General features: G+C 30.5%; 24 protein-coding genes. 7 read left to right on the top strand and 17 right to left on the bottom strand.

Annotated features, from left to right (window positions below; translation table 11 throughout):
• Positions 1-59: 59 nt before the first annotated feature.
• The 3 genes from EC396_RS09525 to EC396_RS09515 all read left to right on the top strand — a co-directional run bounded on the left by EC396_RS09525 (position 60) and on the right by EC396_RS09515 (position 2,456).
• Entirely contained in the window at positions 60-389 is a 330-nt protein-coding gene (locus EC396_RS09525) for a helix-turn-helix domain-containing protein (RefSeq protein WP_129366476.1), read from the top strand.
• Positions 390-548: 159 nt separating this feature from the next.
• Positions 549-1,307 carry an SDR family NAD(P)-dependent oxidoreductase gene (locus EC396_RS09520; protein WP_129366475.1) on the top strand — a complete coding sequence of 253 codons (759 nt, stop codon included), beginning with the start codon at positions 549-551 and terminating at the stop codon, positions 1,305-1,307.
• Positions 1,308-1,313: 6 nt separating this feature from the next.
• On the top strand, positions 1,314-2,456 hold the full coding sequence (locus tag EC396_RS09515) for an ATP-binding protein (protein ID WP_129366474.1): 1,143 nt from the start codon (positions 1,314-1,316) through the stop codon (positions 2,454-2,456).
• 19 nt (positions 2,457-2,475) lie between these two features.
• Here the strand turns inward: EC396_RS09515 and EC396_RS09510 are convergent, their stop codons facing one another.
• The 9 genes from EC396_RS09510 to EC396_RS09470 all read right to left on the bottom strand — a co-directional run bounded on the left by EC396_RS09510 (position 2,476) and on the right by EC396_RS09470 (position 14,629).
• On the bottom strand, positions 2,476-4,257 hold the full coding sequence (locus EC396_RS09510) for a Na/Pi cotransporter family protein (protein ID WP_129366473.1): 1,782 nt from the start codon (positions 4,255-4,257) through the stop codon (positions 2,476-2,478).
• 93 nt (positions 4,258-4,350) lie between these two features.
• Positions 4,351-4,998 carry an HAD family hydrolase gene (locus tag EC396_RS09505; protein ID WP_129366472.1) on the bottom strand — a complete coding sequence of 216 codons (648 nt, stop codon included), beginning with the start codon at positions 4,996-4,998 and terminating at the stop codon, positions 4,351-4,353.
• A gap of 39 nt (positions 4,999-5,037) precedes the next feature.
• Positions 5,038-5,484 (bottom strand): YhcH/YjgK/YiaL family protein, encoded by a 447-nt coding sequence (locus tag EC396_RS09500; protein ID WP_129366471.1) that lies wholly within the window; start codon positions 5,482-5,484, stop codon positions 5,038-5,040.
• Between the two features lie 81 nt (positions 5,485-5,565).
• The gene (locus tag EC396_RS09495) at positions 5,566-7,242 is read right to left on the bottom strand and encodes a hypothetical protein (RefSeq protein ID WP_129366470.1); all 1,677 of its coding nucleotides are present in this window, start codon (positions 7,240-7,242) and stop codon (positions 5,566-5,568) included.
• A 238-nt stretch (positions 7,243-7,480) separates the two neighbouring features.
• Entirely contained in the window at positions 7,481-9,733 is a 2,253-nt protein-coding gene (locus EC396_RS09490) for an inorganic phosphate transporter (protein ID WP_129366469.1), read from the bottom strand.
• Between the two features lie 175 nt (positions 9,734-9,908).
• A complete protein-coding gene (locus tag EC396_RS09485; protein WP_129366468.1) occupies positions 9,909-12,290 on the bottom strand; it encodes a ribonucleoside-diphosphate reductase subunit alpha in 2,382 nt (793 codons plus the stop codon).
• A gap of 80 nt (positions 12,291-12,370) precedes the next feature.
• Positions 12,371-12,721 (bottom strand): four helix bundle protein, encoded by a 351-nt coding sequence (locus EC396_RS09480; protein ID WP_129366467.1) that lies wholly within the window; start codon positions 12,719-12,721, stop codon positions 12,371-12,373.
• 55 nt (positions 12,722-12,776) lie between these two features.
• The gene (locus EC396_RS09475) at positions 12,777-13,751 is read right to left on the bottom strand and encodes a ribonucleotide-diphosphate reductase subunit beta (RefSeq protein WP_129366466.1); all 975 of its coding nucleotides are present in this window, start codon (positions 13,749-13,751) and stop codon (positions 12,777-12,779) included.
• Between the two features lie 311 nt (positions 13,752-14,062).
• A complete protein-coding gene (locus EC396_RS09470) occupies positions 14,063-14,629 on the bottom strand; it encodes a DUF3109 family protein (protein ID WP_129366465.1) in 567 nt (188 codons plus the stop codon).
• Positions 14,630-14,716: 87 nt separating this feature from the next.
• On the opposite strand from EC396_RS09470, the gene EC396_RS09465 reads away from it, so the two are divergent.
• Positions 14,717-15,301 carry a MarC family protein gene (locus EC396_RS09465; protein ID WP_129366464.1) on the top strand — a complete coding sequence of 195 codons (585 nt, stop codon included), beginning with the start codon at positions 14,717-14,719 and terminating at the stop codon, positions 15,299-15,301.
• An 11-nt stretch (positions 15,302-15,312) separates the two neighbouring features.
• Positions 15,313-15,927 carry an FAD-dependent oxidoreductase gene (locus tag EC396_RS09460; RefSeq protein ID WP_129366463.1) on the top strand — a complete coding sequence of 205 codons (615 nt, stop codon included), beginning with the start codon at positions 15,313-15,315 and terminating at the stop codon, positions 15,925-15,927.
• Between the two features lie 44 nt (positions 15,928-15,971).
• On the opposite strand, the gene EC396_RS17860 is transcribed toward EC396_RS09460, so the two are convergent.
• From EC396_RS17860 to dinB, 6 genes are all read right to left on the bottom strand, one after another.
• A complete protein-coding gene (locus EC396_RS17860; RefSeq protein ID WP_164975235.1) occupies positions 15,972-16,148 on the bottom strand; it encodes a hypothetical protein in 177 nt (58 codons plus the stop codon).
• A 51-nt stretch (positions 16,149-16,199) separates the two neighbouring features.
• A complete protein-coding gene (locus EC396_RS09455) occupies positions 16,200-16,637 on the bottom strand; it encodes a hypothetical protein (protein ID WP_129366462.1) in 438 nt (145 codons plus the stop codon).
• Positions 16,630-17,184, bottom strand: a complete 555-nt coding sequence (locus EC396_RS09450; RefSeq protein WP_129366461.1) for a SprT-like domain-containing protein — start codon at positions 17,182-17,184, stop codon at positions 16,630-16,632. Before EC396_RS09450 ends, EC396_RS09455 begins: the two co-directional genes overlap by 8 nt.
• Positions 17,185-17,313: 129 nt before the next feature.
• A complete protein-coding gene (locus EC396_RS09445; protein WP_129366460.1) occupies positions 17,314-17,868 on the bottom strand; it encodes a hypothetical protein in 555 nt (184 codons plus the stop codon).
• Entirely contained in the window at positions 17,783-18,082 is a 300-nt protein-coding gene (locus EC396_RS09440; RefSeq protein ID WP_129366459.1) for a hypothetical protein, read from the bottom strand. The genes EC396_RS09445 and EC396_RS09440 overlap by 86 nt, the downstream gene beginning before the upstream one ends.
• Positions 18,083-18,218: 136 nt before the next feature.
• The gene (gene dinB / locus EC396_RS09435) at positions 18,219-19,313 is read right to left on the bottom strand and encodes a DNA polymerase IV (protein ID WP_129366458.1); all 1,095 of its coding nucleotides are present in this window, start codon (positions 19,311-19,313) and stop codon (positions 18,219-18,221) included.
• Between the two features lie 141 nt (positions 19,314-19,454).
• Between dinB and EC396_RS09430 the strand changes: the two genes are divergently transcribed.
• Positions 19,455-19,859, top strand: coding sequence for a hypothetical protein (locus EC396_RS09430; RefSeq protein ID WP_129366457.1), 405 nt, complete (start codon positions 19,455-19,457; stop codon positions 19,857-19,859).
• A gap of 68 nt (positions 19,860-19,927) precedes the next feature.
• On the opposite strand, the gene gdhA is transcribed toward EC396_RS09430, so the two are convergent.
• Positions 19,928-21,265 carry an NADP-specific glutamate dehydrogenase gene (gene gdhA, locus EC396_RS09425; protein ID WP_129366456.1) on the bottom strand — a complete coding sequence of 446 codons (1,338 nt, stop codon included), beginning with the start codon at positions 21,263-21,265 and terminating at the stop codon, positions 19,928-19,930.
• A 176-nt stretch (positions 21,266-21,441) separates the two neighbouring features.
• Positions 21,442-24,471: a PEP/pyruvate-binding domain-containing protein gene (locus tag EC396_RS09420; RefSeq protein WP_129366455.1), complete on the bottom strand. Its 3,030-nt coding sequence runs from the start codon at positions 24,469-24,471 to the stop codon at positions 21,442-21,444.
• 207 nt (positions 24,472-24,678) lie between these two features.
• Here EC396_RS09420 and pheS point away from each other — a divergent pair, with 207 nt between their 5' ends.
• Positions 24,679-25,698, top strand: a complete 1,020-nt coding sequence (gene pheS / locus EC396_RS09415) for a phenylalanine--tRNA ligase subunit alpha (RefSeq protein WP_129366454.1) — start codon at positions 24,679-24,681, stop codon at positions 25,696-25,698.
• Positions 25,699-25,773: the final 75 nt, after the last annotated feature.

Genomic DNA, 25,773 nt, shown 5'->3' with positions numbered 1-25,773 from the left:
ATATTGAGAAAGCTGAAAAATTGAGAGAGGAATATTTTAATCAAAAAAAACTTTAGAAAATGGAAACTAATAAAAAAATGAAAATGATGAGTTTAGACCAACTTAAAGATAAACATCTTGGAGAAGTTGGAACAATTGAAAGAGACAAATATGAGTTTGATTTAAAAATTGAAATTCTTGGAGATATGATAAAATCTGTAAGAAAAGAAAGACATCTAACACAAGAACAATTAGGAGAATTAATTGGAGTCCAAAAATCTCAAATATCAAAACTTGAGAGAAATACGAGAAATGTTACAATTGAGACAATTTTGAAAGTCTTTAAAGCTTTGAAAGCTAATGTGAAATTCAGTATAGAAATGAACGAGGGAGAATTCAAAGTAGCATAAAGTACTACCGGCAACAACTCATAAAATTTATGCTTACTTTTAAACTAAATAACGAACTGACAAACATTAAACAATCGATTTGCTACGTCCGAAAAATCTCCGATTTTCCAGTCGCACAAATCTTATAAAAGCCCGATCCTAAATACTAGCAACTAAAAAATGAACACAAAAACAGCCTTTATAACAGGTGCTACCTCAGGAATTGGAAAAGCTACCGCCGAAATTTTTGCAAAAAACAATATCAACCTTATTTTATGTGGAAGACGCAGCGAAAGATTGACCGAATTACAATTAACACTTAGTAAATTAACAAATGTTACCACCTTACAATTTGATGTTAGCGATAAAGAAGAAGTGTTTAAAGCTATTGCTTCACTTCCTAAGGAATTTAAAAATATTGATATTTTAATCAACAATGCAGGTAATGCACACGGACTAAGTGCTATCCAAGATGGTAGTTTAGATGATTGGGATGCTATGATGGATATCAACGTAAAAGGTTTGTTGTATGTTTCAAAAGCAATCATTCCACAAATGGTTGAAAAAAACAATGGTTTTATTGTAAATATTGGTTCTATAGCCGGAAAAGAAGTGTATCCTAACGGAAATGTTTATTGCGCATCAAAACACGCTGTAAACGCTTTAAACAAGGCTATGCGAATAGATTTAAACAAACACAACATTCGGGTTGCAGCAATTCATCCTGGAGCTGTAGAAACTGAGTTTTCAGAAGTGCGTTTTAAAGGTGATAAAGAAAAAGCAAAAAATGTGTACAAAGGTTTTGATGCACTGCAAGCACAAGACATTGCTGAAATTATTTATTTTGTAATTTCTAGGCCGATACACGTAAATATTGAAGATTTGGTGGTCTACCCAACGGCGCAAGCCAGTGCTACTATTTTGAATAAAGAATTTTAAACAACCATGATTAACAAGCGACTTTTAGTTAAAAATTTATTGGCTTATAATGATGAAAACAGCTTTTACGACAAAAAGCAAAAAATTACTTTAGAAAGTAAAGAAGGAAAAGCCAAGTTTTTAAAAATTATTTGTGCCTTATCCAATTCAAATCCAGAAAACAATGCCTATGTTGTTATTGGCGTTGAAGATCAGACCAATGGACTTATTGGAGTCGATTTTTTTGATGATAGTAAAATTCAGAATTTAGTAAATGCTTATTTACATAATCCACCAAAAATTCAGTACGAAAACATTTCTTTTCCCACACTTCAAAGGCATAAAGTAATAGGGCTTATAACCATTGAACCCATAAACAGTGTAACATCTCTTAAAAAAGGAATTTGGAAATATGTAAAAGGCAAAGTTTTTTTTAGAAGAGGCAGCAATTCAATGTCTACTTTGGGCAAATATGAATTGAAAAGTACAAACAAAGATTTGGTTGAAGCCTTAGAAAAAAATGCAAGCAATAATATTGAAATGACCTTAGATGGTGTTTTTGATTTTATGAAACAACACAAAGCTGAATACCACCCAACTTACAAGGTTTTTAACGAGCAGTTTGTATTGTGCTGGGCAGGAAAAAAGAAAAAAGTTGGTGGTAAAATATTTTATTCAAGGGTAGATATTGAATTGATTAACGAGCAAGTACGTTTATTTTATTCTTCTTTAGATGAAGTTAAAATTGAATTCAACAATAATTCATTTAGAATAACCGAATATGTTTTTTTAAAAATTAAAGAACACTTTGATTATTATCCGCTCGAAAAAACAGTTTTTCATTTTAAAGAAAACGGAAAGCTAGATATTGCCACAGAATTTTTATTTCAACCCCCAAAATTTGACAAATACATATTACACCACGTTTTTAACAATTGCAATGTAATACTTGATAAATTAAAAAAGAAAGCACCATTGACTGAAATTGAACGCATTGATTTACAAGAATTACCAACCAATTATATGATTTGTGCTTTAAATGAAATTCCGAATTCTTATAACAAATTGTTGGAAACCAAAATATATTTAAAAGAATTAGACGATAAATCTACCTACATTAAATACAAAGAAGCTATTAGAGTACTTCGAAAAGTAAAACACAATCAATAAAAAATTTACAAATTGTTTATTATTTAACAGTTGTTTCTTTTAAAAACCCATTATTTTCAAAAAGGTCATCTTTGTTTTCGTACAAAATTTCAGCAACATCAATTAACAATTTAACAAGGTCATTTACGTTAAAATAGTCGTTAAATAACGATGAAGCCATTTCGGCAGTAATTAAATTTTTACGAATTAACTTGTCTATTACATTGTTATTTTTTTTAACATTTTCCTTCGCTTCCTTTTTTAATTCGGCCAATTTATGTGCATACTTTTCGTCATCTTGGGTTCTAAATAAGTAAATAACACGAAGCACTTTAACCACCATTTTTCTAAAAGCATCATACTCTGCAATTAAATATTTATTGTCCTGATTTAAAGCAAAAGTTACATTTTTATTAAGCTCTTTAACGTCTTTTACAATTTCAACCATTTTACGATTGGCAATTTTGATATCGGTAATTTTATTGTTCAATTTTTCGTTAAGATCCTGACTTTTTTGGGCTGTTGAAGCATATTTTAAAATTTCGCTATAAATAGATTTTACTTTTTTATAATACAATTCTTCAACATCAATTTCCATAGCTTCATGAGACTTTGCAATTACTTTTTTAATTTTTTGATCAGATTTTATATCATCTCTATGAATATGCAAACCGTGGGTAACAATTTCAAAAATAGTATGTTTGTAAAGGTGCTTCGTTTCTTCAGTTAAAGCATAAATTGTAGCACTTGGAAACTTTAAAACAGCTTCGTTTAAAAACTTTGGTTTATCAATATCTGTTTGCTCTTTTTCTTTAAAAAATTTAATTAAAAGCACTTCTAATTTTTTGATAAAAGGAATCATTAACAGCACTCCAAAAACATTAAATACTGTATGAAACAAAGCCAATTTTAAGGTATAATCTGTTTGTGAAATTCCAAAAACAGTTGACAAATAATTTACAACATTGCCAATGTATTTTAAAAATACAATGGCAAAAATAGCAGTGGTTAAATTAAAAATAACGTGCGCTGCTGCCAATCTTTTTCCTGCAATATTAGAACCTATTGCCCCTAAAATTGCAGTTATAGTAGTACCAATATTAGCCCCAATTGCAAGGGCTAAAGCATTTTCATATTCAATTTGACCTGCAGCCAAAGCTGTAAGCACCAAAGCCATAGTTGCAGCACTAGATTGTAAAATGGTGGTTAAAACAATTCCCAAACCCGTATAAACAAGTATCCCTAAAAAACCTGGTATTGCATACTTGGTTAAGTCAATACTTTCACTAAAAACATCAAATCCGTCTTTCATAAAGAAAATACCTAGGAAAAAGAATCCTAAACCAGCCAATACATTTCCAAGGCCTTTTAAAGCTTCCTTTTTTTGAAATGAAAAAATGAGTCCAAATACCAACATAGGCATTGCCAAAGTAGCAATGTTAATTTTTAACCCAAAAGCTGCGACCAACCATGAGGTTGCGGTTGAACCTATATTTGCTCCAAAAATCAATCCTATACCGCCCGATAAGCTTATTAAACCTGCACTAATAAACGAAATGGTAATAACCGAAACTAGCGAGCTTGAGTTTAAAATTGCCGTTACAATAGCGCCAACGGTAATACTTTTATATAATTTGTTTGTTACTTTTTTTAGAATATTTCTTAAAAACCCTTTTGTAAAAACCTTAAAACCTTGCTCAAGCAAAATCATACCAAATAACAAAATGGCGATCCCTGCTGCAATGGTTTTAAAATTTGGATTTAGCAATAGCGCATAGCCTAGTAGCACCAAAAAAAGGATAAACGAAATTTTTCTAAACATAGTCTTTAAATTAGATACTCGTAAACTTACATATAAATGGTAAAATAAAAAAGCTCCTTAAAAAAGGAGCTTTTAAGCAAATTATTTTAAGAATTATAAAATTTGAATCAAATCTGAAGGATTGCTCAATAGATATTTTGCACCATTTGAAATCAATTCTTCTTTTGAACCAAAGCCCCATAATACACCAACTGCAAACATATTTGCATTGGTTGCTGTTTGCATATCAATTCCAGAATCTCCTATGTAAATTATTTCTTCAGGTTTTATGTTTAAGTCTTTACTTATTTCTATAGCACCAAAAGGATTTGGTTTTTTAAGTGCTTCAATAGTTAAACCCCTTACAGGATCAAAATAATTAGGCAGTAAAGAAGCTATAATTTTTTTTGTAAACTCATCAGACTTATTTGACAATACACTTAGTTTAAAATTGCGTGCAATTAGGTTGTCAAGCAATGCTACAATTCCTTCATATGGTTTTGTTTTACAAGTACAATTATCGCGATATACTTCAATCATTTTATTGAAACAAGTATCAATATGTTTTTCGTTATTGTTATTTATTGGTAGTGCTTTACTTACAAGACTTCTAATTCCGCTACCTATAAAATTTATATATGCTTCATAACTATGCGTAGGGTAATTATAGCTTTCAAGAACCACATTCATAGAATCTGCAATGTCTTGAAGCGAATTAACCAGTGTGCCATCTAAATCAAATATAACTGCTTTAAACTTCATTTTTTTATTTTTTTATTAATATAAGCAACAAGTAGTTTTTTATACCTTAATTTTTATTACTACTTTTTTTACTTTAGAAACCTGATTTAAACATATTCCTGGCATATGTAAATCGTGTGGAAAAAATATCATAAACATTCCAGCGTCAAACCTAACAAAATCTGAATCTATTTCATAGAAATCACAATCATTGTCTGTATTAACCTCAACAGGTACTTCATTTGTCAATGTTTTAAGTCCTACATATTCGGTTCCAGATATCATATATTGAAGATCAATATATTTATGATGTCCTTCAATTTTACTTTCGCTTTTGTCTTTGGTTTCGTATTCCATTACAATTGCAAAAATTTCATCACTGTCAATTTCATATTTTCCTAAATCAGTTTGTGATAAATCTGTGTTTTTGATATAATCAAAGGCTTTTTCAATTTTTGCACTTAAACATTTGTAGATTTCCTGATTTTCAATGCTATCTTTTATCATTGTATTTTAATTATTATTAATGGGTTTATATATGGTTTTTGCAACTGTAAAATTACAGATTTTACATAGGTGGCAAGTTGTTTATTGTAAATTATCAACTATTATTTCTTTTAACAAAATTGTATTGTCATTTACATCTCTAATTTTTAAATAGTATTCACCAATAGGTAAACGCAAATCTATTTGCTTACTTGTTATGTTTATTATTTTATTTAAAATAGGAACACTCGCTGATTTATATTTGGCGTATTCTTCTTTATAAAAAACAGACACTAAGATTTCTTCATTTAAATAGGTATTCAATTCCTTTTCAACTATTGAAAAATCTGCCATTGTTTCTTCATCAAAAACCGCATCAAGGCTTGAGTTGATATCATTAATTAAAAGATAATCTACGTTGGTATTTAATTTTTTATCACCTTCAAACAAATCAATATTAAATAATGCCAATTCGCTTTTAGCATTGCCAAATAAATGGGTTTGATCTACTGTAAGTGGATTTATACCCGTAAACTCTTTAAAATAGGAAGCCATTCTTCTACCTCTTCCTGAACTATCTTCATAAATATGATCAAGACCTGCGTAAACAACTATTTTTGCATTGGAATCATTATCCAATATCTTTTTAATATTGTTAGCTTGAACAACTTCTCGATCTCCTACACCTTCATATTCGTAACCAATTAATTTATAACCCAAACGCAATGCTTCCCGAATATAGTTCCCAAAATAAGGCTCTCTTGTATAATAACCAGTATTTTTAGTTGGGTAGTTTTTAGCACCTTCTATTTTGGTATTTTTATCACTAATTAATAAGGAATCTTGACCTTGTGAAAGTGCTTCAATGGCTAAATAGGTATAGCCATTTTCTTTTAGTGGGGCTAATAACTTGGTTGCTAAAATTCGGTGATTTGGATACCAATGATTTTCATTCAACATAAAAATCTGCTCATTTTTTGATAGCTCTTTTAACTTTTGAATTACAGCACTTTCACCCAACGTAATACCCTCTTCAATAGCCATTAAGCTGTCTATTTTTGGTTGAAAATAAGCCCTTCTTTTAACTTCAAAATCGTCTAAAAGTGCTTTTAGTTCTTTGTTTGAAGCATCATGAGAAAGTACTGTGGCGAGGTATTGAAATTTATCCCAATCGGATCTATCGGTTGATTTGATAGGTGCTGTCTCAAACTTATTTTTAACAAGAAGATAGTTATCAATATCCTTGTGTTCATTAAAAATATTAGCATAAGTCAATTGAGATTTTGCTAATGTATCGAACCTTACATTACTAATAATATTTTCTGCATCTAATATTAAAGGCACATTTGTTTTTTGAGTTTTAACTGATTTTAAGTAGAGAAAAACATTTTTATTGTCTAAACTTTTTTTTATTAGAATACGGTTTTTAAGTGTATCTTTTAACAAAACAGTTGTTTTTACGCTATCAGTAATCTGCTTATTTTGGGTGTTATAAAAAAGAAGTAAGTCATAATAAGGAGAAATATAAGTTGTACCATATACTAATAAATCCTTGCACTTTAATTCTTTTATCCCACGAATTTTCATTTTTATCTCTTTTCTTTTTATCGGATGATACTTTATATCTCCAAATAATTCAGTAGAAATATTCAACGTGTCGTTTATAAAAGTAGCACCGTTAAAATAATTATATTTTACATAAGGGTTTACTGATTTACAAGATGTTAAAAAAATAAATAATGCAAATGTTACAAACAAGTACATTACACTGTTTTGCATTTTGGTCATAATTGAGGTTGAATTAATAAATCTTTTTCATTAAATATTTGCTAAAAGATAGCGTAGCTGTGTTTTTAAGATGCAATTTTTTGAAGTTTAAATTTAGTATTTTTTTACTAAACAAAAACGCCAAATTATTGAATTTAATAATTTGGCGTTTTTACTTAATTTATGAATACTGCCTAACGACCTATCAACTACAATAAACTGCAACTGAATACCGTACACTTAATAGGCATTATTTTTTACTATCATTAATCTGAAATTCTTGATACAATTGTAACAAACTCATTAAAGCTGCAATTAAATCTTTGGTTTCCAGTAAAATTCCAAAATACAAGGTTGAATTTTTAGGACTAGATTCTTCGGTTCTAACGCGTGCAATTTGCTTGTCTATAGATTCTGAAACATGGTCAAAAATCTCTTGTTTAGCATCTATAATTTCATTTAAATTACTAAAATTTCTATCGGTAAAATCCTTTTCAATTTGACCAAATAATTTTTTTAATTTTTCATTAATTTCTTTTAAATCGCTTATAGAAGAAGCTTTTAAATTTTTGTGATTGTTATTAACGTGTTTGTAACTTGTGGTAGAAATATACTCAATAGATTGTGTAATATCTTGCAAATAACCCAACACTAAAATATAAAATCTACTTGCTTTAACAGAAGCTTCGTCGAGCGATTTGATAAAGTAAAAAACATCTTCTTTTAGTTCATTTACTTCAACATTTAATTTTTTAACGTGTTTGTCTGTTTTAGATAATTTATTTAAATCGTGTGCTGCTAAATCTTCTACCACATTGGTAAATAATTTGTTTACACGCTTTACAACTTCAGCAATATGATCAGAACTTTCAGTAATAACTTCATTAATAGTTATTAATTCAGCACGTTCCATATAACGTTTTTCTTTTTTCTCTTTCGCTTTTTTGGTATGTCTAACCGAACTTCTTCCTAATAAAAACAATACAAGTATCAATAAAATTGCAACCGAAACAATGCCACCTAAATAAATAATATAAGCAAAAACAGCTGCCACTACAAAAGCAGATAATGCGGTTAAAAACCAGCCTCCAATTACATTAAAAACACCAGCAACTCTATAAACGGCGCTTTCTCTTCCCCAAGCTCTATCGGCTAATGAGGTACCCATAGCAACCATAAATGTAACATAGGTTGTTGATAAGGGTAATTTTAATGAAGTACCTATAGAAATTAAAATACCAGCAACAAATAAATTTACCGATGCACGTACCATATCAAAAGCAGGCAGTTCGTACGATTTGTCTTTTGGAAGACTTACAACTGGTTTTTGAAATTTAGTATCTACCCATTTTAAAGTGCTTGATGGAATTATTTTTGAAACACCATCACTTACCAAAATAGCACCTCTTACAACGGTTCTAGACACTACATTTGGTTGAAATTTCTCGTGCCCATCACCTTGCCTAGATAAATTAATACCTGTTTCTATAACCGATTTTGCTTTTTTTGAAAACCACAATGTTACCACCATAATCATTCCTGCAATAAATAACAACCACGGATTTGAAGGTACTTTTTGCGCCAAAACACCCATAGAAAATTCGCTGGCAGCAACTCCAGAAATGGTCCATTCTTGATATGAATTCCAGGCTGCAATTAGTACACCTACAAAATTTACCAAATCGTTTCCTGCAAAAGCCATTGCCAATGAAAAAGTACCAATTACAATAATAACTTTTAAAATATTTACTTTAAACAACGCAATTAAAACTTGCGATAAAAGGGTCCAAAAAACAAAACCATAAATTATAATTTCATAAGTTCTGCCTTCAATTAAATGTTTTATACTTCCATAAAAAGGGGTTCCTTTTAGTCCTTTTACAAAAATAAAATACGTAATTGCAGTAATGGCAAAACCACCAAATAAAGCATTTACGTAACTTTTTCGTTTTTCAAAATGAAAAGAATAGATTAACCTTGATATAAATTGAACCAATGCTCCTATGGTAAAAGCGATAAAAACAGAGAGTAAAATACCCGAAATAATTAACAAGGCTTTTTCTGAATTGATGTATTTTCCTAAACTTGCTAATGTTTCGCTATCGTTATTTGAAATTTTAATCAGCGCCATTGCAACGGCTGCTCCTAACAATTCAAATACAATAGAAACCGTTGTTGAAGTTGGCATTCCTAAGGAGTTAAAAATATCTAATAACAAGATATCTGTTATCATAACTGCCATAAAAATGTACATGATTTCATCGAAATAAAATTCACTTGGATTGAAAATTCCTTTTCTGGCAACTTCCATCATTCCACTTGATGTTATAGCGCCAATAGCAACACCCGCACTGGCTATAATCAAAATCCATTTTATTGGAATTGCCTTTGAACCTATTGCCGAATTTAAAAAGTTTACCGCATCATTACTAACTCCTACTACCAAATCAATAATTGCTAAAACTGTTAAAGCAACAAGCATTAAAATGTAAATATCTCCCATAATTTTATTTATTAAATTCCCAAAAACAGCCTTTTTTTTAGTTAATGATTGGTCATGTTTTTAGAATTAATAGCCCCAAAAATACGAATAAATATAAGACTTTCTCCTAAAAAAAGAGTCCTAACATTGATTTAACAATGCTAGGACTCTTTTCTCGGGTCGATTTAAGTATTCCTTACGAACCACACATCTCGCAATCGTCTGGATTATTTTGCGAAGCGATTAGCATGGCTTTTAACGCTTCTGGAGTTAAAGGTGCATCTTCAATTTTCTTTTCTTTAGAAACTGTAAATTGAATTGCATTTACCGCACTTTTTGTTCTTAAATAATACATTCCTGTTTTTAAACCGCTTTTCCAAGCGTAAAAATGCATAGAGGTTAATTTAGCATAATTGGCGTCTTGCATAAACAAGTTTAACGATTGTGATTGATCTATAAAATATCCACGTTGGCGCGACATATCTATAATATCTTTCATACTCATTTCCCACACTGTTTTATACAAATCTTTTAATTCCTGCGGAATAATATCTATGTGTTGAATAGAACCGTTGGCACGCATAATGCTTTCTTTCATTTCGTTGTTCCATAAATTCAATTCAACCAAATCTTCTAATAAATGTTTGTTAACTACAATAAATTCGCCACTTAATACTCTACGTGTATAAATGTTAGAGGTATAAGGTTCAAAAGCTTCATTATTTCCTAAAATTTGTGAGGTGGATGCTGTTGGCATTGGCGCTACTAATAATGAATTTCTTACCCCATTTTTTACAACTTCTTTGCGCAAAGAACTCCAATCCCAACGTCCACTTAAATCGTCTTCTGAAACACCCCACATATTAAACTGAAATTCGCCCTGAGACATTGGCGAGCCTTTAAATGTTGAATATGGTTCTTTTGCTTTTGCCATTTCCATTGATGAAGTTACCGCCGCAAAATAAATAGTTTCAAATATTTCTTGGTTTAACTTTTTAGCTTCATCACTGGTAAAAGGCATACGCAACATAATAAAAGCATCAGCCAAACCTTGAATTCCCAAACCAATTGGCCTGTGACGCAAGTTTGAATTTTCAGCTTCTTTTACCGGATAATAATTACGATCAATTACCGTATCTAAATTTCGGGTTATTTTTTTAGTTACTTTAAATAGTTTTTTATGGTTGAAAAACTTCTTACCATCTTTATTTTCTTCAACAAACATAGGAATGGCAATAGATGCCAAGTTACAAACAGCCACCTCGTCTTTGGCTGTGTATTCCATAATTTCGGTACACAAGTTTGATGAGCGAATGGTTCCTAAATTTTTTTGATTTGATTTGCGATTGGCAGCATCTTTATACAACATATAAGGATTTCCTGTTTCAATTTGCGCCTCTAAAATCTTTTCCCACAACTCACGTGCTTTGATGGTTTTTCTTCCTTTTCCTGCCTTTTCATAACTTGTATAAAGTGCTTCAAATTCTTCACCATAAACATTGTATAAATTTGGACATTCATTAGGACACATCAAAGTCCAGTCTCCATTTTCTTCCACACGTTTCATAAACAAATCTGAAATCCACATAGCGTAAAACAAATCACGCGCACGCATTTCTTCAGCACCTGTGTTTTTACGCAAGTCTAAAAAGTTAAAAACATCGGCGTGCCAAGGTTCCATATAAATGGCAAAAGAACCTTTGCGTTTTCCTCCACCTTGATCTACATAACGTGCAGTATCATTATACACTTTTAGCATTGGAATAATTCCGTTTGAAGTACCGTTTGTACCCCTAATATAAGAACCCGTTGCACGTACATTGTGAATAGACAAACCAATACCACCAGCCGATTGCGAAATTTTTGCAGTTTGTTTTAAAGTATCATAAATCCCGTCTATGCTATCTTCCTGAATTTGCAATAAAAAGCATGAAGACATTTGAGGTTTTGGTGTACCCGAATTGAATAAAGTTGGTGTGGCGTGTGTAAATATTTTTTTAGACATTAATTCGTACGTCTCAATAGCTTCTTCAATATCATTTAAATGAATACCAATGGCAACACGCATTAACATATGCTGCGGACGCTCGGCAATTTCACCATTTAATTTCAACAAGTACGAACGCTCTAAGGTTTTAAATCCAAAATAATCGTATCCAAAATCGCGGTTATAAATTATGGTTGAATCTAATGTTGCAGCATTTTCCATAATGACTTTATAAACCTCATCAGATAACAATGGTGCTTTTTGACCCGTACGCGGATTTATATAATTGTATAAATCCGTCATTACATCACTAAAAGTTTTTTTGGTATTTTTATGCAAGTTAGAAACAGCAATACGTGCGGCAAGCTTTGCATAATCTGGATGCTGAACAGTCATAGTTGCAGCAGTTTCAGCGGCTAAATTATCCAACTCAGACGTTGTAACACCATCATACAAACCTTCAATTACACGCATAGCAACCTTTACTGGATCTACCAATTGATTAAGGCCATAACACATTTTTCTTACCCTGGATGTGATTTTATCAAACATCACAGGCTCTTTTCTTCCGTCTCTTTTTAGTACAAACATAAGTTAATTTACGATTTTAGATTTATGATTTACGATTGGGGCACATCGCTATAAATTTCTGATTCTCTCTATTTTTTGATTTAAGATCTACTTCTCAATGTATTAATCGAAGCAACAATAATTGAAACTAATTCATTCGCTTCTTTTATTAAATTTTTAATTTGATTTTGATTTTCAGAATTAATTGCTTCAAACAATTCTAAAAAATACATACTTTCATCAGCTTCTTCTTCAACAATTTTTAGCTTATTAATAAAATCTGCTGTTGATTTTGCCCTACAAGCAGCTCTATAATTTGCACCAACCGAACTTGAACATCTTATTAATTGTCTACAATAAGCATCGTATTCTCTTGTTTTTGGGAATCTTGAACATAGATTCCAACAATCTAATGCAAACTGTTTAGTTCGTTTTTTTAAAATCTTTTCCATAAAAATACTTGTAGTTATTTCTAATTCGTAAATCTTAAATCAGAAATCGTACATCTTAAAAATCTGCATCAAAGCTAATTTCTCCTGTTCCTGTGCCGCTTTTTACACCCGCTTTTTGGTATTCAGAAACACGTTTTTCGAAGAAATTTGTTTTACCTTCTAATGAAATCATTTCCATAAAATCGAACGGATTTGAAACGTTGTAAACTGAATCACAACCAAATTCCATTAACAATCTGTCGGTAACAAATTCTAAATATTGTGTCATTAATTTTGCATTCATACCAATTAAACTTACTGGTAATGACTCTGTTATAAATTTACGCTCAATATCTAAAGCATCCACAATAATTTCAGTAATACGTGCTTTTGGCACTTTATTTACAATGTGATTGTTGTGTAAATGCACTGCAAAATCGCAATGTAAACCTTCATCACGAGAAATTAATTCGTTAGAAAATGTTAAACCTGGTAACAATCCGCGTTTTTTCATCCAAAAAATAGCACAAAAACTTCCTGAAAAGAAAATACCTTCAACAGCTGCAAAAGCAATTAAACGCTCTGCAAAACTTGGACTTTCAATCCATTTTAAAGCCCAATCAGCCTTTAATTTAATGGCCGGAAAAACTTCAATAGCTTTAAATAATTCGTTTTTTTCAACTTCATTTTTTACATAAGTATCAATTAACAATGAGTACACTTCAGAATGAATGTTTTCCATCATTATTTGAAAACCGTAGAAGAATTTAGCTTCAGAATACTGAACTTCACTCACAAAATTTTCGGCTAAATTTTCATTCACAATACCATCAGAAGCAGCAAAAAATGCTAAAATATGTTTTATAAAATAACGCTCTTCATCGTTTAATTTTTTCTCCCAATCAATTACATCTTGATGCAAATCAATTTCTTCAGCAGTCCAAATACTTGCTTCTTGTTTTTTATACCACTCCCAAATATCTTGGTGTTGAATAGGGAAAATAACAAATCGATCTTTATTTTCTTGTAAAATAGGTTCTATAAACGACATTAATTGCGAGTTTTTTTAGTTAGTTTTTCGTAAAATTTTGGTTGAAACGAGAAAAACAAAGATTGAAAAAAATTGGAGATAAAAAAAGGTCACTTATTCACAATTGCCTATAAGTTCTTAACATTTTTTCGAATCCTAAACAAACGATTAATTAGTCTTAAATATTGAATTTCAACACATTACAAATGTTAAAAATTGCTCGCAAGTTGGTTTTATTGCGTATTTTTGCAGCAACTTAAAATCAAAAAAAAGCACAAAATATGGTGCTTTTAATATTAAAATTTTTAAAAAAAGATTTAAAATCCTTTGGTTTATTTTTTATAATTTTCAGCTACAGTTTCTAATTCTGCATACCAATTTTTACCAAATTTGCGAATTAAAGCTTCTTTTACAAATTTATAAACTGGTACTTGTAATTCTTTTCCCAAAGCACAAGCATCGTCACAAATTGGCCATTTATGGTAATTTACTGCTGAAAATTCGCTGTAATCCATAATTCGCACAGGATATAAATGACAAGAAATTGGTTTTTTCCACTTTATTTTTCCTTGGTTGTAAGCTTCTTCAATACCACATTTCGCCGTATTTTTTTCATCAAAAATCACATAAGCACAATCTTTTTCGTCAATTAAAGTGGTTTCGTATTCACCTTCATTGGTTACAAAAAGTCCTTGATCTTCAATAGCCGCAATACCTTCGGGTCTTAAAAATGGTTTTACAAGTGGATAAATATCCAACAATATTTGAAGTTCGTTTTCTTCTAATGGAGCTCCTGCTTCTCCATCAATACAGCATTTACCTTTACAGGCATTTAAATTACAGACAAATTCCTTTTCTATAATATCTTCTGAAACTATGGTTTTTCCTAATTGAAACATGCAGCAAAATTAAACTATTTTATAGTACTTTTGATAAAAAATAATTAACGTTTGGTTAAATTTACAATCGGTTAAAAAAAACTTCAAATGGAAATAAATTTTAAAGAAATTGTAACTGCTGTAATGATCCTTTTTGCAGTAATTGATATTATTGGAAACATTCCTATTATTATTGATTTACGTACAAAAGTTGGCCATATCCATTCAGAAAAAGCATCTATTATTGCTGGTTTAATTATGATTGCTTTTTTATTTTTAGGAAAAAGTATTTTAAATTTAATTGGTATTGATGTAAATTCTTTTGCTGTTGCAGGTGCTTTTATCCTGTTTTTTTTGGCTTTGGAAATGATTTTAGGAATTTCGTTGTATAAGGAAGAGGAAACCAGCCCAATGACAGCTTCTGTTTTTCCATTGGCATTTCCATTAATTGCCGGACCAGGAAGTTTAACAACTATTTTATCACTAAGAGCTGAGTATGCAACTATTAACATTGTAATTGCCATTGTTATAAACATGGTTTTTATGTACATAGTTTTAAGAACATCTTCAAAAATTGAACACATTCTTGGTAAAACAGGTATCAATATTTTAAGAAAAGTATTTGGTGTTATATTGTTGGCAATTGCCGTTAAATTATTTGCATCAAATATTCAGGGATTGTTTCATAAATAATTTTAAAAAAAATGAATTCTTTTAACACATTAATTATTGGAGGCAGCGCAGCAGGTTTGTCTTGCGCTTTAATTTTGGGGTCAGCTATTATAAAACCGTTTGCAAAAGATAAAAAAGTAGGAATTATTACACATCAAAAAGCTTCTGCTTTGCAAAATGCCGAATTAAACAATGTATTGGGTTTTAAAAAAGGAACCAAAGGCGCTGATATTTTAACTGAAGGCGTTGCACAATTAACCGAACTTTATCCGCATATTGTACAAATACCCAATGAAATGGTGGTTGAAATTCAGCAAAATGAAAACAATATTACTGTTATTAGCAATAAAAATACCTATACCTCTAAAAATATTGTAATTGCTACAACGCCATCCAACTTATTTAACATTAAAGGTTTGATGCAATTTGTACAACCACACACATCAATGCCTGTTGAAAAGGAAAAAATAATGCTTAAAAATACCAATCACAAAGTAACCGAAGGCATTTATGTTGCCGGTGTAATTGCAGGTTGGAGAAGTCAGTTTGCCATTGCTGCCGGAAGTGGCGCTGCTGTTGCTACCGATATTTTAACCGAATGGAATAACGGAAATCACGCCATGGTGCACGATGTTGTTGTGGGGTAAATTACAAATGTTGATTGATTTAAGAAAGACTTCACTTTCTTAAATCAAAACTCCAGTTTCAGTTGTACTTTAATTGGTTTTTCTGGTTTTTGTTTTGAATGAATATTCAAATTTGTGACTGAAATTCCTAACAAACGAACGGAGTTTAAAACAGCAACATAAGTACAAGTTTTATAATTTGTACTTATGTTGCTGTTTTTTACATATGTTGTTGTTTGCATTTTAACCTAAGATTCTTGTTGATTTTTTTCACTTTATAAAGTGAATTTTGGTTAATTGATTATGTAACCTCCAGATATATCTTGCATTATTCTCACTGGGATAATTTCAATTTGTTTACTTGTTTCATTTTTAATTATAAGAAACATATTAACTTTTTTAGGATTATTCTTATCACTTTCAAAAGGTTCGCTGTAAAATTTTTCAAACAACTCTTCTGTTGAAATTATATTTAATTTATTTAAGAACCCTATATTTTTAGTTTTTGAAGGAATATCGTCTTTTTTTAAAAAAAGGATTGTTTTATCTCCATCACAAACAACAAAAAACATTTTTTTATAAGAATCTTTAACATTAGTGCAATTTGAAAAATCACTATCAAAAATGACATACATTTCAGTTCTTTTTTGATTTAAATAAACTGCTGTTAAAACAACAATAATCAATAAAACAGAGGCTAAAATATATTTAAACCGTTTAATTTTATTCACAAATTTTTTCATTAGTTCTTGCTATTGTTTTAATTTGTTCTAATAATGTATAATCAATAGTCGGTAAATCATAAACACCTTGAGACGCTAAAATTACATAATCATCAAAATATGGAAAAATTGTAGGGTCATAATTATATAAAACAGTTGCCATTCTATTAATAAATCTATCTTCCATAATATTATGACCATAATCTACTAAGTTATTCAATTCAAGATACTTTTGATACAATTCTTCAAATGTTCCATTTGAATTATAAAAGTGTTTTTTTAATGAAGCATGTGCAATCTCATGTATAATTATCGCTGCATATTCAATTGAGGACAAAGTATTTAAAAGTTTAGAGTTAATATGAATTTCATATTGATTTGGATTAATTTTATCCCAATATGTATTCCCACCAACATTAATAAGCAAATTATCTGACATTATAAATGTAAGATCATCATCACCAATATTTCCTTCACCAAATTCAATAAAAAGCTCTGTTATTAAATTATGAGTATTTCCTATTCCAGACTTAATAAGATTTTCATAAGCACACAATGCTTTACCAGTAAGTTCATTAATAATTTTATCAGGTTTAGGAATACAACCTCCATCAGGACCTGGAATATACCCAGAACCACAACCATTGTTTTCTGGACTAGTTCCCCCACTTCCTCCTTGTCCACTTTAATCATCAGGATTTGAATCAGCATAATTTGGGGGATTTATACCTCCTGTTCCAGAGGCATAGCAAGTTACTATTCCCATTGCTTTAAAAGTACCATCACTTTGCCATTCACCATAAAGAAGACAAGTATATTCTGTATTTTTATCGTAATCTTTTCTTAAAATTTTATTCTCATTATTGAGCTGTACTAACTTACTTAATTTAAATTTATTTCTTTCAACAATAATATTCTTATTATCTATCACAGTGATTAATCCGTCAAAATTTTTAGGCATCTTAAAATAATTTAATTCAGAAGACCTGTTATTAAAACCTTTTAAACTATTAAATTGTAAAATATTAACAATAAAACTTTCGTATTCACCAACGTCTTTTTTTGAAGGTATCAATAACAATTTATTAAATGTTTTTAACTCTTGATAATCTTTATGACCAACATTTATATCCTCATTTAGTATTAAAGGAACTTCAATAGCTACATTTCCATTTTTTTTTTGATACAAAAGCATATTCCCAATCAATTGTCTTGGTAACTTCCAGCATATTAAACTCATTCAATTCACTATTTTGCTCAAACCATAGTTTTGCTTTATTAATTTCATTAGCATCTTTGCCTGATTTTTTTTTGGATAACTCTTCTTTAGAAATTTCTGTACTTGAACTTTCTAAAGGAAATTCATTTTCTTTTTGGCAATTCCATAGCATTAGCGAAATACCTATTAAAAGTATTCCTGTTTTAAAATAATTTTTCATTTGTCTCTTTTTCATATTTTTAAATTTACAATTTAACCACAATACTACAACATATCTATAAATCAATTTTACGGTAAAACCGTAAAATAAGTAAGGTTACATCATACCTAATTAGGTAAATTAAAAAACAAAAAAATAGTGATTTCGCAAATCAAAACTCCAGTTTCAGTTGTACTTTAATTGGTTTTTCTGGTTTTTGTTTTGAATGAATATTTAAATTTGTGACTGAAATACCTAACAATCGCACGGAGTTTAATATTTTTTCCTGATATAATAATTCTTTGGCTGTTTCTAACAATATTCCTTTTTCTTTTACAAAATAGGGCAAGGTTTTACTGCGTGTTTGAAGTGTGAAATCGCTGTATTTTATTTTTAAAGTAATGGTTTTTCCTGCTACTTTTGAAGCGATTAATCGTTTTTCCAATTCTTCTGAAATTTTTTCCAACTTCTGAAGCATAAACACTTCCGAAGTTAAATTTTGCACAAAAGTATGCTCAGCTGCAACCGATTTTCTTTTTCTGTTTGGTTTTACTTCGCTGTGCAAATTTCCTCTAACAATATGGTAATAATGACTGCCTGAATTTTTAAAATGTTCAATTAAAAAAGCTTCCGTTTTTTGTTTTAAATCGCTTCCTTTAAAAATACCCAAATTGTACATTTTAATGGTTGTTACTTTTCCTATTCCATAAAATTTTTCAATAGGCAAATCTTCTAAAAATGCAATTACTTCTTCTGGCGGAATGGTTTTTTGTCCGTTTGGTTTGTTAATATCCGACGCAATTTTAGCCACAAATTTACTGTTTGAAATACCTGCGGAAGCATTCAAATGCAATTCATCAAAAATGCGTTGTCTAATTTCTTTGGCTATTAAACTTGCTGAAGGATTTCCTTTTTTATTTTCTGTTACATCCAAATAAGCTTCATCTAAAGACAAAGGTTCAACCAAATTGGTATATTCATTAAAAATGGCTCTGATTTTTTTTGAAATCTCTTTGTAACGTTCAAATCTAGGCTTTACAAAAATTAAGTGCGGACAATTCTTTTTTGCCAACACACCACTCATTGCCGATCGTACGCCAAATTTACGAGCTTCGTAACTGGCTGCTGCAATTACACCTCGCTCTTCACCTCCACCAACAGCAATAGGTTTCCCTCTTAAATCAGGGTTATCTAATTGCTCTACAGAAGCGTAAAATGCGTCCATATCAATGTGAATAATTTTTTTATTTGGAATGCCTTCAAACATAATTCAAATATAAATCAATATCTGTTATTTAAAATACAAACTACTTTACTCTTAGTCAATTAACATTATTTTAAACTATAACTACTTCAAAATTTCAATAATAGTTGTATTTTGCGACCTTAATAACTAAAAAATCATTTTATGAAAAAATCACTTTCAATTTTATCAATTGTCTTTTTTATTGGTTTTACAAGCATGGTATCTGCGCAAACAATGCCAACTATGCCTACAAAAATAAAAGTACCAAGTGTAAGCGATGCAAGCATTACACAAATGCAAACTTTGTTTGAAACACCAGATGTGCAAACAAAAGTAAAAGAGCAATTATTGGGTAATAAGGATTTACGTGATACCACAATAAATTTTTTAAAAAACAATCCTGAAACCACAAAACAAATTACAAGTGCAATTGCAAAAAATCCTACTGCAAAAAACAAAGTAATGGAATACATTTTAAAAAATCCAGAGTTGACAAAAACAGCAATGAATTTTATTAAAAACAATCCTGAAATTTTGAAAAAAGTAATGGGTTTAATTGGAATGTAATTTCTAACAAAAGATCATAAAAAAAGGGCTGCAAATTTGCAGCCCTTTTTTATTAAATCTATATTACTTTACACAATTCCTAAATCCATCATAGCATCGGCTACTTTTATAAATCCGGCAATATTTGCACCTTTTACATAGTTTACATAACCATCATCTTGCGTACCATACTTTACACAAGCATTGTGAATTAAGTGCATAATTTGGTGTAATTTAGCATCAACCTCATCTTTTGTCCAGTTTAATTTCATAGCGTTTTGCGACATTTCCAAACCAGAAACTGCTACTCCACCAGCATTTACAGCTTTACCAGGAGCATATAATATTTTTGCATTGTGAAACACATCAATAGCTTCAGGCGTACAACCCATATTAGAAACTTCAGAAACATACTTGGTTCCATTTGCTACTAATTTTTTAGCATCTTCTTCATTCAATTCATTTTGAATGGCACAAGGCATCGCAATATCACATTTTACACCCCAAGGTTTTTCACCTGGATAAAATTTTGCCTCTGGAAACTCATCAACATAAGGCGCAACAACATCGTTATTTGAAGCTCTTAAAAACAACAAGTAATCAATTTTATCAGCATCCAATCCTTTTTCGTCATAAACATAACCATCAGGACCCGAAATGGTAACTACTTTACCACCCAGTTCGGTAATTTTTAAAGCACTACCCCAAGTTACATTTCCAAAGCCAGATAAGGCAACAATTTTACCTTCAAAAGTATCGCCTTTGGTTTCTAACATTTCTTTGGTAAAATACGTTCCTCCAAAACCTGTAGCCTCTGGTCTAATTAAGCTTCCTCCCCAATTTAAACCTTTACCAGTAAATACACCCGAATTTTCTTGTTGTAATTTTTTATACATTCCATACATAAATCCAATTTCTCTACTTCCAGTTCCAATATCACCAGCAGGTACATCGGTATTTGGACCAATAAAACGCCACAATTCTAACATAAAAGCTTGGCAAAAACGCATAATTTCAGCATCCGATTTTCCTTTTGGGTTAAAATCTGAACCACCTTTTCCACCGCCCATTGGCAAAGTAGTTAAGGCATTTTTAAAAGTTTGTTCAAACCCTAAAAATTTTAAAATACTTAAATTTACACTTGGGTGTAAACGTATACCGCCTTTGTATGGACCAATTGCGTTGTTAAATTGTACTCTATGACCCAAATTTACTTGAACATTTCCGGCATCATCAACCCAAGAAATTCTAAATGTTAAAATACGATCTGGTTCTACTAAACGTTCTATAATTTTAGCAGATTCGTATTGCGGATTTTCATTATAAATGGTCTCTATAGATTCTAAAACTTCATGAACAGCTTGTAGATATTCTTTCTCTCCAGGATGTTTTGTTTCTAAATTTGTTAATATTTCTTTTACATTCATTGCGGTATAAATTAGTTGTTATTAATTTAGTGTTACACAAAATTACTATTATTAAAATTGATTATCAATTAATTTTAAGTGTATATTTTTAATATTTGATAATATTTTATCTATATTTTATTAAATTCAGATTTTAACCTGCTTTTAAGCACTCAATTTTATATATTAAGCAATTACTACAGATATCCATTAGACGTATATTTATCAAAAGATTCTTCCTCAAAATTTAGATTCTTAACTTCAAAACCTTCTTTAAAAATAGCTGCTTTTCTATTTTTACCCTCAATAATTACCGTAATTGGATTTTTAAAACGCACGTGTCTTAAAAAGGTATCTTCATAAACTGCTTCTTGTTGGTTAAGATATTCAACATCAAAAAAACCATCATTTATAAAAGGATTTATGGTTAAATACCCAACTTTAAAAGATGTTAAATTTTGAAAAAAGTGTGTTCCTTGACTTGGATCAATTCTAAAATTATCTAAACCAGATTCGACAATTATTTTTGCTGATGAAATTTGAGGCCAAATAACAGGAATCCCCAACCAAGGATCGCTTGAACCCCATCTGCCAGGTCCAACCAAAATGTACTTTTTATTTTGAGCAATAAATTTTTTATTTATGGCTTCTACCGCCACTGCAATTTGCCTTGTATTTGCAGAATTAAATGTATCTGGTTTTACATAAACAAAATCATATAAATCATCATATTTACCGTTACCCAAAGCCGATTCTGAATAAATAATAGTTTTTGAAATATCCAGATTTTCGGGTAATTCTTCAACAGATTCAACACTTTCAACAATTGGTCTAATTTGTAAAAAACTAAATTCTTTTCTTTTACCCTCGGGCACATCTAATTTTACAGCAAATTCAATTTCAATAGGATTACTCATTTCTTTTTGTCCTATTTTTAATAAACTTTTTAAAATATCAGCAAGCGGAAAAGTATCATATTTTAATACATTGTCGAAAGAAATTACCCGAATTCCGTTGTGCATAACACCTGGTCTAATGGAGTTATTTTGCAAATCGTAGGTAGAAGCTACAAATTTTAGTGATCCGTGATTTTCAGCTTTTCGAACGGTAATTTTCTTTTTGTTGATAGATTGATTGGTTGAAACCGAGTAACTATTTGGATCAACATCTAATCCGTAAAAATACTGTTGTGTATCACGCTGCGTTGTTCCAGGATTAGACAATTGCAATATTTTTTTAGGATGATAAGGCGAAAAACGCAATGTTTGTCCGCCCCCAACAATCATTTCACCCAAGCCCAAAGCAATATTTGCAATACCTTCTTTTGGCAACTCATTGCCTATAGGGTAAAAATTGATAGATCTGGCAACACCCGATATATTTGGATAATAAACATCTTGATATTGTTTACCTACAACTTCTTGCAAAATTACAGCCATTTTACTTTCTTCAATACTATGTGCTGTAGTTTTTAAATACATTTTACTAGCCGAAAAAAAGGCCGAAGCCATAACAGATTTTACGGCATTACAAACCATTACTAACAATTGCTTTGGTTCTGTTTGAGGCAACATATAGGTGGCAAAAATACCTGCAAATGGTTGGTATAAAGAATCTTCTAATACACTTGACGACCTTACCGCTATGGGTGATTTATTGACTTTTAAAAAGGCTTCAATATCATCAACTACCCAAGTTGGTAATGGTTTGGTAATAAATTGATTTAAAATTTCATCGTCGTTATCGCAATTTGCTACAAAATGTATCAGTTTGTGGGTATCCATAAATTCATCAAAAACATCGGTACTTAAAACCACTGTTTTTGGAATTGAAATTAAAACATCGTCGAATTTTTTAAATAATTTATTACGTTTTAAAAACGAATCTATAAAGGCCAAACCCCTACCTTTACCACCTAAAGCACCATCACCAATACGTGCAAAACCTAAATATTCGTCGTATTTATTTTTGTTGAATTTTGAAATAACACCTCTAGACCTAAAAACACGATACAATTTTATGGCATTTACCAAAAAAGTACGCGCCTCATTGGCATCTAAAAAATCGTCATATTCTACATTGCTAAATAAATTTGCCAACGGAAAAAGCGCTCTGGATTTTAACCATTTTGAATATTCACTGCGCTTGGCATGATACATAATTGAATCATTAGAAATGCTATTTAATGCTTTTTGAAAAGCAGTTAAATCTTTTGCCGTTGCTACCACTTTCATTTGAACAGGATCCCAAAACTCGAACTCTCCAAATGAAAAATAACGGTTGATATAGTTTTTTAACTCTTCTTCTAAAGTTTTAGAATGTTTGTATAAAAATTTCCCTTTTAATTCTGAAGCAAATTGTTCATTATTTTCATCTGAAGACTGAATTAAAACAGGAAAATAACGCTCAAATGTTCTAATATATTTTAACAATTCAAACCCGGCTTTTGGGTCTCTTTTGCCACCTTTAAAATAAGAAACATCTGAAATTACGCCCAACAAATTATCTTTATAAGTATCAAACAACAACTTACCTTCTTCAAAATTGGTGGCCAACAAAATTTTTGGTCGCCCACGCATCAACATCATTTTTCTATGCTCATTTAAACCTTCTGACATAAAAGAATCTGATTGTTTCAGCATAATTTTATAAATTATGGGTAAATATCTTGAGTAAAAACGCAAAGAATCTTCAACCAATAAAATGGCTTTTACCCCCGTTTTATTGATATCATTTTCGGCATTCATGCTATCTTCAGTTAACTTGATAATGGCTAAAAAAATATCAACATTACCGTTCCAATGAAATACAAAATCTATAAAACTGGCATTTGTTCTTTCTAACTTTAAACGCAACTCTGCGGAATAATGACTTAACGCAGCAATAGGCACATCGGGAAAAGATTCTTTAATTAATTTTGAAGTTTCAAAAGCTTTATTACTACCAATATCGAGCCAAGTAATAACCAAGTCTATCTTGTCTGAAGCCAAAATTTCAATGGCTCTTTTAGGTGAATTTGCGTGAATAAAACTAGGAGGATATCTTAAATTTAATGAGGTGTATTCGTAAAAAATACGTTCATCAATTCTACCATCTTCCTCTAACATATAAAAATCGTAGTTAGAACAAACAATTAGTACCTTGTTAATTCTGTTTTGCATCAATTCACTGAACCTAAAATCTTCAAATTCGTAAGTTCTTAAATCGGGTAGTAACTTTTTTGTCATTTCAATAGTTTATAAAAAACAATCTTAAAGGTAATTACAACATATTTTAATACCTTCTAAAACGTTTTAGTAGGGCTAATTTAATCAAAATTATATCAACTTTCATTGGTGTAAAACTATTTAAATAAAAGTAGATTCATCATTCAACTTCAAAATGAGTTATTAACAATAAAATTGTGTAAATTTGCAGCCTAATTTTATAGAAAAATGTTAGATAAAGTAAAAGAACTGATTGGTGAAGTAAGCGCATTTAACGCTACTACCAAGGATGAAATTGAAACTTTTAGAATTAAGTTTTTAAGCAAAAAAGGATTGTTAAACGATTTGTTTGATGAATTTAAAAACGTAGCTCCAGCCGAAAGAAAAGAGTTTGGACAAGCTTTAAATACTTTAAAAAATTTAGCACAAGATAAAGTTAACCAGCTAAAAGACACCCTTGAAAATGCCAACGAGCAAAAAGGTGGTTATGGCGATTTAACGCGTCCGGCTGAGCCAATTGAATTGGGCTCTCGTCATCCTATATCATTGGTGAGAAATAAAATTATTGATGTTTTTTCACGCATTGGATTTACCGTTTCTGAAGGTCCAGAAATTGAAGACGATTGGCATAATTTTACAGCATTAAACTTGCCAGAATACCATCCAGCACGTGATATGCAAGACACCTTTTTTATTGAAACAAATCCAGATATTTTATTAAGAACCCACACATCTAGCGTGCAAGTTCGTTATATGGAAAATAACAAACCACCTATTAGAACTATTTCTCCGGGTCGTGTTTTTAGAAATGAAGATATTTCAGCACGTGCGCATTGTATTTTTCACCAGGTTGAAGGTTTATACATTGATACCGATGTTTCTTTTGCCGATTTAAAACAAACCTTGTTGTATTTTACCAAAGAAATGTTTGGTAAATCTAAGATTCGTTTACGTCCATCATATTTCCCGTTTACAGAGCCAAGTGCCGAAGTAGATATTTACTGGGGATTGGAAACTGAAACAGATTATAAAATTACAAAAGGTACTGGTTGGTTAGAAATTATGGGCTGCGGTATGGTTGATCCTAATGTTTTAAAAAATACCAATATTGACCCAGAAGTTTACTCGGGTTACGCCTTTGGAATGGGTATTGAACGTATTGCAATGTTGTTATACCAAATTCCGGATATTAGAATGTTTTACGAAAACGACGTTCGCTTTTTAGAGCAATTTAAATCGGTTTTGTAATTAGTGATGTGTGAGAAGTGATGCGTGAACAATTGTATTTTTGTATTGATTTCTTATCCCTAAGTACTTTTTAAT

The organism is Lutibacter sp. HS1-25 (assembly GCF_004121075.1).
Classification (GTDB): Bacteria; Bacteroidota; Bacteroidia; order Flavobacteriales; family Flavobacteriaceae; genus Lutibacter.
The sequence above is the reverse complement of the archived record's forward strand: the minus strand, read 5'-3'. Positions and strand labels throughout refer to the sequence as shown.